Source organism: Pseudoalteromonas luteoviolacea S2607, assembly GCF_001625575.1.
Lineage (GTDB): Bacteria > Pseudomonadota > Gammaproteobacteria > Enterobacterales > Alteromonadaceae > Pseudoalteromonas > Pseudoalteromonas luteoviolacea_E.
Genome location: NZ_AUXV01000003.1, coordinates 141,455 through 153,438 on the forward strand (window position 1 = coordinate 141,455; position 11,984 = coordinate 153,438).

The window sequence follows — 11,984 nt, forward strand, 5'->3', positions numbered from 1 at the left end:
CATGCTGGTTTGGAACGAGCTCGACAAGCTATCGAAACAAGCAGCGCTAACTCGCCCAGCGGTTAGTGCTGGGGTTGAGGTGCAAGCATCGGTTGAAGCCATAATTTCAAAAGTAGCGTCCACGGGAGACGATGCGCTCTTGGAACTTGCACAACAGTTTGATGATAGACAATGTCCTCGACTGAGTGTGCCAACGTCTGAAATTGAACAAAGCGCATCACGCCTGAGTGATGAATTAAAGTATGCCATAGACCAAGCATATGACAACATTCGAAAGTTTCATGCAATGCAATTACCGCAACCAAAGAAACTTGAGACACAACCAGGAGTGACTTGCGAATTACGTTATCAAGCGATTGATGCAGTTGGTATTTATGTGCCGGGCGGGAGTGCACCTTTACCTTCTTCAGTGTTGATGCAAGGTGTTTGTGCACAGTTAAGTGGCGCTCGTACGATTGTGCTTGCTACACCTGTAAAAGGGGAAGAAGCAATTCACCCAGCCATTTTATACGCCGCTTATAAATGTGGAATAAAGACGATTATCGAGAGCGGCGGCGCAGGTGTAATTGCTGCTATGGCGCTGGGTACAAAGTCTGTACCTAAAGTTAGCAAAGTGTTTGGGCCAGGTAATGCCTACGTTACCATGGCTAAGCAGCTCCTGTCTCAATCGGTACCCGGCTTTGCCATAGATATGCCAGCAGGACCATCAGAGGTATTAGTTATAGCTGACAAAAGTGCTAACCCGGCATTTGCAGCAGCTGACCTTTTATCTCAAGCAGAACATGGCGCAGACTCTCAAGTGCTGTTACTAAGTGATGATGAGACGTTTATAAAAGAAGTAAATGCTGAAATTGGCCGTCAACTACTATCTCTAAGTCGCGCTGAGACAGCAAAAAAGGCAATGAAAAACAGTTCGCTGATTTTGGTTGAGTCTATTGAACAAGCTTTTGAGTTATCCGCTGAGTATGGCCCCGAACACTTAATTTTGCAGTGCAAAGATGCCTATAACTGCCTAGATAGAGTGAAAAACGCTGGTTCAGTGTTTGTTGGAGATTACACGCCTGAATCCGCTGGAGACTATGCGTCAGGTACTAATCACGTATTACCCACCTATGGCTACAGCAAGACTTATTCGAGCTTAAACCTCATGGACTTTTATAGAACATACACAGTGCAAGAAATTACAAAAGATGGATTAAGCCGCCTTAGCAAAGCGATACTACCTTTAGCAGAAGCTGAAGGGTTAGACGCTCACGCAAACGCCGTTGCAATAAGATTAAATGGTGGGAAAAGCTAATGTCAAAATCGTTATTACCGAAGAACATAGCTGAATTAAAAGCATATAGCTCTGCCAAGAGCGAAAAGCTGACAGGAACAACATGGTTAAATGCCAATGAAAGCCCTTATGCAAAAGAATTTAAACTCAGCCTAAGCAATTTAAATAGATACCCAGAGCCACAGCCAGAAAATGTCATCAATGCATATGCCAAGTACGCGCAACTAAATGCGGAGCAAGTACTAATGACTCGCGGCGCTGATGAAGGGATAGAGCTTTTAATGCGCACTTACTGCGAGTCAGGCAAAGACAGCATAGCAATCTTTACACCTACATACGGCATGTACAAGGTGTCTGCGGATACGCAAAATGTTGCAATTAACGAACTCAGTCAAAGCCTTCTGTTAAACGCTGATATAAGTGAAATTTGCGCGTCTATTGGCGGTGCCAAACTGGTGTTTATTTGTAATCCAAACAACCCAACCGGTAGCCTAACACCTACAAGTAAAATTGCAGCTTTAGCTAAATCTTTATCTGGTAGAGCATTAGTTGTTGTAGATGAAGCTTATATCGAGTTTTGTCCTGAGCAAAGTGCTGCCCCTTTGCTACAAGACTTCGAAAATATCGCTGTACTTAGAACACTATCGAAAGCGTTTGCGTTAGCGGGTCTTCGTACGGGTTTTTTACTCGCAAACACTAAGCTATTGGCGCCAGTCAGAAAAGTAATTGCCCCCTACCCTGTGTCTACGGCGGTGGCTATGATTGCGGAGCAAGCACTGAACACTGACTCGGTGACTCAAATGCGACGCCAAGTCTCGATTTTAAATCGTAACAAAGACAGTCTAAAAACATTGCTCAGTAACTCACCCAAAGTCACACAAATATTGAGCGGTGAAGGCAACTTCGTCACTTTGCAACTTAGTGATAGAAGCTTTATCGAAACCGCAATGCAACAAGGTACCATCATGCGCCCATTTTCTTTGTATGGTGAAGACAATTGGTTACGCATTTCCATTGGTAGTGAACAAGAACTAGAACAAGTCAGACTCTGGCTTGAGCAACCAGAGTAAATTAAGGAAGTAAAATGAGTACGCCCTATCTATTTATAGACCGAGATGGCACCTTGATTGAGGAGCCAGTGACAGATAAGCAAGTCGACAGTTTAGAAAAATTAGCACTTCTACCTGATGTGATCCCTGCAATGCTTGCTTTACAAAATGCCGGTTACAAGTTAGTCATGGTGTCAAACCAAGATGGTCTTGGCACTGCTAGCTTTCCTGAGGAAGATTTTGCCGCACCACACAACATGATGATGGGTATATTTACCTCTCAGGGGATCAAATTTGATGAAGTCCTTATTTGCCCGCACTTCGACGAAGACGAATGTGACTGCCGTAAGCCTAAAACTGGTTTATTAACAAACCTCATGCGCTCTGGAAAAGTAGACTTATCACGCTCTTATGTCATTGGTGATCGTCAAACAGATATTGAGCTTGCCAAAAACTTATGCATAGAGGGCATTTTGTACGAGCACAATTGGCCGCAAATTGTTACCAAGCTTACGACTCAAAATCGCGAAGCAAAGATAGTCAGAAATACCAAAGAAACCCAAATATCTGTCGCCGCTAACTTAGATCAAAGTGCTAACGGTGAAATTAGTACGGGACTTGGCTTTTTTGACCACATGCTTGACCAAATCCGAACACACGCCAACATTGGCTTAGAAGTTAAAGCCAGCGGCGACCTACACATAGATGAACACCACCTTGTAGAAGATGTTGGTATTGCGCTTGGACAGGTTATAAAGCAATCGCTTGGCAGCAAATCTCAAATAGCTCGGTATGGCTTTGCCCTACCAATGGATGAATGCAAAGCAGAGTGTCAGCTCGACTTGTCAGGTCGTGCGTCTTTTGTATTAAACGCAAACTTTAGCAGAGACATGGTGGGTGACTTAGATGTACAAATGGTCGAGCACTTTTTTAAATCACTCGCTGATAATGCTCAGGTAAGCTTGATTTTAAGTGTCTCTGAAGGGAATTGCCACCACCAAGTTGAAGGTCTATTCAAAGCTTTTTCACGAGCACTCAGAATGGCAATAGCCAAAGATGCAACGCAACAAACAGCAAGCTCTAAGGGGTGTTTATGATAGCCATTATTAATACCGGCTGTGCAAATATTAATTCGGTGAGGTTTGCATTTGAACGCCTAGGCGTCACCCCTGAGATTATCTCAGACCCCTCCCAATTAAGCAGCTTTGATCGCGCAATATTACCTGGAGTTGGCCACGCAAATGTCGCGATGAGACGCTTGGTAGAACAAGGTTGGCAAGACGCAATCGCACAATATGAGAGACCGTTGATGGGTATATGCCTAGGTATGCAGCTGTTATGTGAATATAGTGCAGAAGGCGAAATTGAAGGGCTGGGGATGGTCAGCGGGCAGGTTACGCAATTGCAAACGGGTAAACTCACTAGCCCGCATATGGGGTGGAATACGATTAAAACTGTTAAACCGCACCCTTTAACTTCAGGTATTGATGCTGATGATCAAGTCTACTTTGTTCACAGCTTTGCACATACCGTCAATAGCGCGACCTTGGCACAGTGTGAGTATGGTCAACCCTTCTCAGCCATTGTTGCCAGAGACAATTATGCAGGTATGCAATTTCACCCAGAAAAGAGCGCCAAAGTGGGTGAAAAACTATTAAATAATTTCATGCAATGGCAAGTTTAATAAGGATAAAAAATGATTATTCCGGCTTTAGATGTTTTAGATAGTCAAATCGTCCGTCTTTACCAAGGCAAATATGATACGGCTCAGTTTTACCCTTTTGACTTGCAAACTCGGCTCCATGAGTACCAAGCGTCTGGTGCAATAAAGCTTCACCTTGTTGACCTAGAAGGCGCAAGAGATCCAAACAAAAAGCAATGGCTACAAATACAAGGAGCAACAAGCCAGTTGAACACGCCATATCAAGTAGGCGGCGGCATTCGCTCCTATGAAGATATAAAACAATGGCTAAAAGCCGGCGCAGGACAAGTTGTCATTGGTTCATTAGCGGTTGATCAAAAAGAACAACTCGCACAATGGATCGAAGAGTTTGGACCAGAGCGATTCGTTATTGCACTAGATGTCAACAAGACCGAAAACGGCTGGTCCGTTGCGACTCACGGCTGGTTAAGTGACTCTGAAGTTTCTCTATTCGAACTAGTTGACTTTTATATACAAATTGGGGTTTATGACTTTTTGTGCACGGACATCAGCAAAGACGGCACTATGACAGGACCTTCCTTTGAGCTTTACGAGCAAATTGTTCAATATAATCCGGCAGCAAAGGTTCAAGCTTCAGGTGGCGTAAGCTCGTTGCAAGACATTCAACGTCTAGTCAAAATCGGGGTGAGCGGCATTATTTTAGGTAAATCATTATTAGACGGTGCTTTTACTGTTGAGGAGGCCATCGCATGTTATCGAAGCGAATAATTCCCTGTTTAGACGTAAAAAATGGCCAAGTCGTCAAGGGCGTGAAGTTTAAGCAACACGAAGTGGTAGGCGACATAATCGAGCTCGCTAAACTATATAGTGAGCAAGGCGCTGATGAGTTGGTATTTTATGAAATTAGCGCGAGTGTCGAAAAAAGACTGCTTGATTTAAATTGGGTAAGAGATATTGCAAGAAATATTGATATTCCGTTTTGTGTCGCTGGTGGAATCAAGTCTGTTGAAGATGCTGCAAAAGTACTTGAGCAAGGCGCTGATAAAATTTCAATTAATAGTCCGGCTATCGCGCGCCCTGAGCTTATAAAAGAGTTACATGATGAGTTTGGGAAGCAATGTGTTGTGGTAGGCATTGACAGCTTTTATGATGAAAAAAGCGGTGAATATTTAGTTTATCAACTAACCGGAGATCCAAATGCATCGAGTCAAACTCGATACAAAACACAGGAGTGGGTAACTAAAGTACAAGAGCTGGGTGCCGGTGAAATTGTGTTGAACTGTATGAATCAAGATGGCGTACGCAAAGGCTATGATTTAAATCAGTTACAAGAAATGAGAGCACTGTGTGACATTCCTCTTATCGCGTCGGGTGGAGCCGGCAAAATAGAGGACTTTGCCGCGGTTTTCAATCAAGCAAATGTAGATGGCGCACTTGCCGCTAGTGTGTTTCACAAGCAAGTAATTCAGATACCAACACTCAAACAGTATTTAGCAAATAATAAGGTAGCGACAAGACTATGCAGCTAACACCATCAAATATTGACTCAGTCGATTTCGAAAAAGCGGAACTCATTCCCGCAATCGTACAGGACTACGCCTCTGGTGTGATTCTAATGCAAGGTTTTATGAATAAAGAGGCATTACAGACCACCTTCGAAAAAGGGCTCGTTACCTTCTATTCCCGCTCTAAATCTAGGCTTTGGACAAAGGGGGAGTCATCTAACAATGTATTGACCCTTGTTGAAGCCCATACAGATTGTGACTTTGATAGTATTCTTTTGTTGGCGACGCCAGCTGGGCCAACTTGCCACTTAGGCACGCAAAGTTGCTTTGCGGATGCTAAACCAGAGCTAGCATTTTTGGGCACACTCGAAAAGGTCATATCAGAACGGAAAAACGCAGACCCTAGCGAAAGTTATACAGCTTCGCTGTTTGCAAAAGATTTGAGTCGCAGCTGTCAAAAAGTCGGTGAAGAAGGCGTTGAAGTTGCGCTGGCCGCTATGAAACATGACAAAGAGGAATTACTTAACGAGTCTGCGGATTTAATTTACCACTTGTTAGTACTTTTACAACGTAGTGAGATCAGTTTGTCGCAAGTTGTCGATACATTGGCCAAAAGGCACCAATAATCTACCTCAGAAGAAATGACCATGGTATGCTTAGGGAAAATTCGAAAAGGAAGCTGCCATGGTTTTTCGCCATCTAATATACTCTCTTGGCTTTATTGCACTGACTGCCTGCAATTCGCTACCAAGTAACGTTCAGAAAAAAGTTGAAAATATGACTGATTGTGAGAAAGTCAACGCCCTCATCTCTGGCGCTGATGACGGTTTTGCAATTTTAAAAGGCAGTGAGATCAATGGCAAGTTGATGAAGAGTTGGCAACCTAAAGCACATTTACTCAAAAATAGCTGCCAAATAAATTTATACACCAGTGGAAACACGGCCTATGAATGTAATAAAGCATTTGCAGGGAAAACCGAAGCATTAGTCAGATTTGAGCAAGTGAATGAGCAGCTTAAAACTTGTTTAAGTGCTGACTGGACTGAAAAACAACATTATGGTGATGATACCAGCCGTTCAACTTTTACCAGCGAGCATTCTGAGACAAAAGTTGCAGTGAATTTTGGTAGCACGCTAGATAAGAAAAAACCTTGGGCTGTCAGTTTGGAAATTGTTAAGTAGTATGAGCACACAACCTCCTATATTTTTAATAAACCTTGATCAAAGCGAAGATCGTCTTGAGAAAAGCGCCAAGCGATTAGCAGAACAAAACATTACTTTCGAAAGAATTTCTGGCGTATATGGCAAATCGCTCCCCGACTCTGAAATTAACAAGCATTATAACGCTCAGCTTAATCGTGAACGCTTCTATAGAGAGCTTGGTAAAGGCGAAATTGGTTGTTACTACAGTCATAGAAAAGCGTGGCAAACGATTGTTGATAGGCAGCTTGACTATGCAATTGTTTTAGAAGATGACTTTAGAATTGTCGGAGATTTGAAGCGTGTGTTTTACACACTACAAACACTAAAATTTGACTGGCAATTGATAAAATTAGCAGCTTATGAAAACCGAGAAAGGCCAATAGAGTTTAGCCACCCTTTGAACTCAGAATTTAGTCTCGTTGTACATAAAAAAGCAATGACTGGATGCTGTGCTCAAGCAATCACTTTAGAGGGTGCCAAGGCTTTACTTAAAGCAACAGATCAGTTTGGTCGACCTGTTGACACCGATATTCAGCACATTTGGGAAACGAAAGTCCCTGTTTACTCAATGATGCCATACTACATTGAACAAGACTTAGAGTTTGAAAGCGATATCGCAGCAGCCACAGGCAAATCAAAAATTAAAAAACGCTTTTGGCAAAGGAAAAAACTGCAGATTTGCGAAAAGATACAAAATAAAAAGCATACAAAACAAGTTATCACCGAACTTAAAAAAGCACTCTAACTGGAGTGCTTTTTCTTTTCTCACTCTCACCCCTAACAGCTTTCAGGTAAGCTGGTATATTGGCATAGCCCATAAACCGCACTGTTCGTGTCTTAACTAAACTCAGACAAACCGGTAATCTAGCCTGATAGCGTGTTAACCTTTGTTAACGCCTTATTCAAGCGGCTTTTTAGTTATAAATAATAACCCTATAATAATCAAAAGGTTCTGTAATAAGTTGTTTAAATACACAAGTATACTAATATTTTTATGTGCCTGAGTGTAATTCAACCAATTTTTGACTTTTTTTCAATTATTGTAACTTTATGCTTAATTTAGTGTAGTTTTAATGGCATAGTGACGTCACTAAAGTAGGTATTTCATACATTTATTTTAGCGACCTACTGGATATAAAAAGAAACAAGTGCATAAGGGAGAACATAATGTCCATCCAAGTAAACTTTGAATTAACCGATATCGATTTAGAACACTTTCGCTCAATGATGCAATCTGCTATCGAGCGTAGCACCCACTTAAGTGATGAAGAAATCATCAATAAAGCGCGTGAATTGGTTGATCAAATGGAAGGAACAAACGTTCCTGAATTCGTTCGTACGCGTATGATGTCTCTATCAGCACTTATCGATGCGGTTCAAGACGAAGAATGGCAAATGCCAGAAGATGAAAAGAAAGAGATTATGTTGTCTCTAGCTTATTTTGGCGAACCAGAAGACATTGTTCCAGATAACGTACCTGTCCTTGGTTATATTGACGATGCAATTATGATTGAGCTTGTGCTGCAGGATTTATCCCTAGATTTAAAAGCATATAGAGAATTTTGTGGTTTCAGGGCAACCGAAGAAGCTAGGCGTGGTGAGCACGCAAAGGTCAACAGAGAGAGCTGGTTGGCGAGTACTCGTGCGCAGATCCGCTCTTCAATGCGCCGCAATAGATCAGGTGCTAAAAGTTCACGTTTCTTCTCACGAATTATGTAATGTGAGTGGTCAATCTATGCAAGTCGAAACTTGTTAAACAAAAAAGGGCGCTTTTAGCGCCCTTTTTGACTTTATTTACTAGCGTTTGGGTGCTCAACACCGGTCCAAGCTCGATATAGCTTCGCTTGCCTTTTTGAAGGTGCTTTTAATGCTCTTATTACCTTACTGCGGTTATACCCTTTGCCAAGTTTAAGTTCTACTGACATGAGCTTATGTCGACGGATAAAGTCTACCGTCACGACGTCTTCAGCTTTAAACATGGACAGTGTTGTCGCCATGTCCTTTCTAACTTGATGCTTATTGATAGCAACAATTTTGTCTCCAGCCGTCAAGCCAGCAGCCCATGCATTTCCTTCTCGCGCGACATGGGTTAATTCGAGAAGTTGGCCTGCACTTTTCGATGTACCATCAAATTTAGCCACTTCAGTAGTGCCTGCCGGATACACGTATTCAAGGCCTACTTTATTAAAAAGACTGTCAAAATCTAAAATCGCTGGGCCATCTACGTATTCAGACCACCACTTTGAATAATCGCGTCCACTGATTTCTTTTAGGATACGTTTCACATCATCTGTATCAAAAGACTTGGGTAATTTGTGTTGTTTATAAAGTTCTGCGTGTACGTCACGATAACTTACTTCGCCGTTACTTTTATCAATTAGATCAATGTCCAAAGCCATTGACACAAGCGCGCCTTCAGAATAGATATTCGTGCTATAGTTTTTGCCATGGTCTCCACCTTGATTGATCCATTTATCAAAGCTGGTATGGGCAACTGACTGTACTTTTCGCCCAGGCGTTTGCATATGGCGATTTACGGTTCTCGTTAATCCTTGGTAAAACTCTTGATTGGTCGTTATTCCTGCACTTAGTAATAGGTAATCCTCTAAATAGCTTGTTGACCCTTCAACCAACCATAACAACTCTGAATAATTGATGGCCACATAATCGTATGGAACAAGACCAGATGGACGGTAATTTTTGACATTCCATGTGTGAATAAACTCGTGTGCAGCAGTTGAAATAAACCCAAGGTAATCGCTTCTTGAACCAAAACGGTCACGGTGGCGCTGAATAATTGTCGAATTCAAATGCTCTGTCGCACCTCGAGCACCGCTTGTTGCATGGACCATGAACACGTATCTATCGTAAGGGTAATCATGCCAAATTAAACTTCCTGTTTTCACGAGCTTTTTTAGATCTGCCAACATCAAATCGACATCGTAGTTACCCTCCCCCCAAATCACTAATTCGTAGTTACGTCCGTCGACCGAAAACTGATGAAGCTCGTTAATACCAGTTTCAATTGGAGAGTCTAACAGAATGTCATAATTGTCAGCTTTAAAACTATGCTTTGAATCAGCAAAGTGCATACCTGAAACAGAGCGCCATTGCTTCGGCACATCCAATTCTACCGTTATAGGCTCTTGTCTAAATGAATCGCTGAACATAAAAAAGCCAGATGCATCAATGAATGCATGCGTGTCGTCAATATGCCGAGAGCGCATAGCCAATTCATTTGCATACACTTGGTAAGACACAGAAATTTCTGTCGGTTTGTCTAAATGTACACGCCACGTGTTTTTATCTATTTTATTCCATTTCAGTGCGTTACCTTGCTTGTCCTGCGCGTCAAAAAAACGGATCCCGTTGGCCATATCTAAAATTTCATAACGACCAGTTCGCCAATCAGGTAGCTGAATATCTAAATGGGCCTGTGCTGATTTAGGAAAAGTGATGTCTACATCCCCAAGGTGATGCTCGGGCTCAGAAATTGACAAACGGTACTGAACATCTGCAAATGAAAAATGACTCGCCAAAGCTAAAGTCAGTAGGGAAAGTTTTGTTTTCATATTTATTAAAAATCCATGAGTTTTCTTAAAATTAGCAAAACTGGGAGCGCGAACGCCATTAAAAACGTTGAACCAACACAATAAAAAGCCAGACTGTAAAATAATTTCTTCCACATTTTTCAGTAATTTGTTGTAAACTTGCTAGTGATATAGTTAAAAAAAGATGTTGGACTTTTGTGACTGATAAAACTGTGCTACTTGAAAAAAAACTGTCTCAAGCTATTTCAGCGAGAAAAGCCTTAGAAGAAGCGAAGAAAACCCAAGTTACCATGTTATGCGACTTTGCAAGTAAGTTGTCCTTTGGTTGCAGAGGGCAAGATGTCGCTTTGGATAATCAACTTGCTAAATTTAGAAGCGCCCTCTCCAAAGGCACTGAGTTAGAGCAAATTACACCGGTTATAGAAAATGCGATTTCTCAGTTAAAGCAACAAGAATCAATTAACGAGTCTAATGAGCGAGCACTCAAAGGGCATATTCAAGGCGCCGGTAAGCAGCTACAAAAGCTCAAAGGCTTGCCTGATGATACAAGAAGAAAGTTGCGTTATTTGCTTGATCACGAGTTGGACAATATAAAAGCAAATGTAGACTACGTCCCTCTGCTAGATAAGCTACTGCAGTTTTATATGCAAACATTGCAGGCAAAAGCGGCACCTGAATTTTCATCTTCAAGCAGCAATCCAGAGTTAGCCATGGAATTGTTAGCTTTAACTAATGAGCTCGTCTTTGAAGAAGATGTTTCTGAGCAAATCAAACAAATTAAACAAAACTTATCTTCGGACGACTCGGTTGATTCATTGCTCATGAATGCCGTCAGCATCATACGAATTTTCGCTAAATCCATTGCTCGAGAAAGACAATCAGCACAAGGCTTTTTAGTTTCATTAAACCAAACACTAGAAGAGTTACACAAATCGATTGTAGAGACGACAAATCAGTCTAAGTCAGTCAATCAAGAAGTGTCGGCTTTAAATAAGCGTATTGAAGAAAAAATCACTAAGCTTAATGTACAGACGCAACAAGCGACTTCCATCTCAGAACTTAAGTTACTGGTGGATAATGAGCTTAAAGAACTCAGCAAAGATTTAATCGAGCGTGAGAATATTGAGCGTAAAGACAAAGAAACCTTGCTTGATAGCTTTGACAAGATTAATGATCGGATCAATGTTTTAGAGTCTAAGGTAACGAACTATAAAAAGCGTCTCAATGAACAAAAATTCAAGAGTCTACTAGACGGCCTAACCAAATTGCCAAATCGAGCGGCATTTGACGACCGATACAACCAAGAATTTCATCTCTTTGAAGTTCATAATGGCGATGTCACCTTAGTTGTTATTGATGTTGACCACTTTAAATCCATTAACGACAAATACGGCCATAGCGCCGGCGATAAAACTTTGCAGGTCATTGCTCGAGCGTTAAAGAAATCAATTCGCAAGGCTGACTTTATTGCCCGTTATGGCGGTGAAGAATTTGTTTTGTTGATGCCAGGAATGCCATTGAGTGAGGCCAAAGCGCCCCTTGAGAAAATTAGAAATACAGTTAAGGCAATCCCTTTTAGATTCAAAGAGAAAGAAGTACAAATTACAATTTCTTTAGGGGCAACCCAACTTAAATCAGGAGATACCACATTAACCGCATTTGATCGTGCAGATAATGCTCTCTACGATGCTAAAAACTCTGGTAGAGACAGGCTCTGCTTAAGAGAATAAAAAGGAG

The 11,984-nt window shown here is 41.6% G+C and carries 12 protein-coding genes; 11 read left to right on the top strand and 1 reads right to left on the bottom strand.

Annotated elements, in window-relative coordinates:
• Position 1 precedes the first annotated feature (1 nt).
• The 10 genes from hisD (at position 2) to N480_RS02905 (ending at position 8,415) form a co-directional block, all read left to right on the top strand.
• Positions 2–1,297 carry a histidinol dehydrogenase gene (hisD, locus tag N480_RS02860; RefSeq protein WP_063371019.1) on the top strand — a complete coding sequence of 432 codons (1,296 nt, stop codon included), beginning with the start codon at positions 2–4 and terminating at the stop codon, positions 1,295–1,297.
• On the top strand, positions 1,297–2,346 hold the full coding sequence (gene hisC / locus N480_RS02865; RefSeq protein ID WP_063371020.1) for a histidinol-phosphate transaminase: 1,050 nt from the start codon (positions 1,297–1,299) through the stop codon (positions 2,344–2,346). The genes hisD and hisC overlap by 1 nt, the downstream gene beginning before the upstream one ends.
• A gap of 14 nt (positions 2,347–2,360) precedes the next feature.
• A complete protein-coding gene (gene hisB, locus N480_RS02870; protein ID WP_063371021.1) occupies positions 2,361–3,422 on the top strand; it encodes a bifunctional histidinol-phosphatase/imidazoleglycerol-phosphate dehydratase HisB in 1,062 nt (353 codons plus the stop codon).
• Positions 3,419–4,009 (top strand): imidazole glycerol phosphate synthase subunit HisH, encoded by a 591-nt coding sequence (gene hisH, locus N480_RS02875; RefSeq protein ID WP_063371022.1) that lies wholly within the window; start codon positions 3,419–3,421, stop codon positions 4,007–4,009. Before hisB ends, hisH begins: the two co-directional genes overlap by 4 nt.
• Positions 4,010–4,021: 12 nt before the next feature.
• Complete coding sequence (locus tag N480_RS02880; RefSeq protein ID WP_063371023.1) at positions 4,022–4,756, top strand: 1-(5-phosphoribosyl)-5-[(5-phosphoribosylamino)methylideneamino] imidazole-4-carboxamide isomerase; 735 nt, start codon at positions 4,022–4,024, stop codon at positions 4,754–4,756.
• A complete protein-coding gene (hisF, locus tag N480_RS02885; protein WP_063371024.1) occupies positions 4,738–5,517 on the top strand; it encodes an imidazole glycerol phosphate synthase subunit HisF in 780 nt (259 codons plus the stop codon). The genes N480_RS02880 and hisF overlap by 19 nt, the downstream gene beginning before the upstream one ends.
• Entirely contained in the window at positions 5,508–6,119 is a 612-nt protein-coding gene (gene hisIE / locus N480_RS02890; protein ID WP_063371025.1) for a bifunctional phosphoribosyl-AMP cyclohydrolase/phosphoribosyl-ATP diphosphatase HisIE, read from the top strand. The genes hisF and hisIE overlap by 10 nt, the downstream gene beginning before the upstream one ends.
• 58 nt (positions 6,120–6,177) lie before the next feature.
• A complete protein-coding gene (locus N480_RS02895) occupies positions 6,178–6,675 on the top strand; it encodes a hypothetical protein (protein WP_063371026.1) in 498 nt (165 codons plus the stop codon).
• Between the two features lies 1 nt (position 6,676).
• Entirely contained in the window at positions 6,677–7,441 is a 765-nt protein-coding gene (locus tag N480_RS02900) for a glycosyltransferase family 25 protein (RefSeq protein ID WP_063371027.1), read from the top strand.
• A 422-nt stretch (positions 7,442–7,863) separates the two neighbouring features.
• Entirely contained in the window at positions 7,864–8,415 is a 552-nt protein-coding gene (locus tag N480_RS02905; RefSeq protein ID WP_063371028.1) for a YkvA family protein, read from the top strand.
• A gap of 71 nt (positions 8,416–8,486) precedes the next feature.
• Here N480_RS02905 and N480_RS02910 read toward each other — a convergent pair whose 3' ends face one another.
• Positions 8,487–10,268 (bottom strand): M61 family metallopeptidase, encoded by a 1,782-nt coding sequence (locus N480_RS02910; RefSeq protein ID WP_063371225.1) that lies wholly within the window; start codon positions 10,266–10,268, stop codon positions 8,487–8,489.
• Positions 10,269–10,444: 176 nt separating this feature from the next.
• Here N480_RS02910 and N480_RS02915 point away from each other — a divergent pair, with 176 nt between their 5' ends.
• The gene (locus N480_RS02915) at positions 10,445–11,977 is read left to right on the top strand and encodes a GGDEF domain-containing protein (RefSeq protein WP_063371029.1); all 1,533 of its coding nucleotides are present in this window, start codon (positions 10,445–10,447) and stop codon (positions 11,975–11,977) included.
• Positions 11,978–11,984 lie beyond the last annotated feature (7 nt).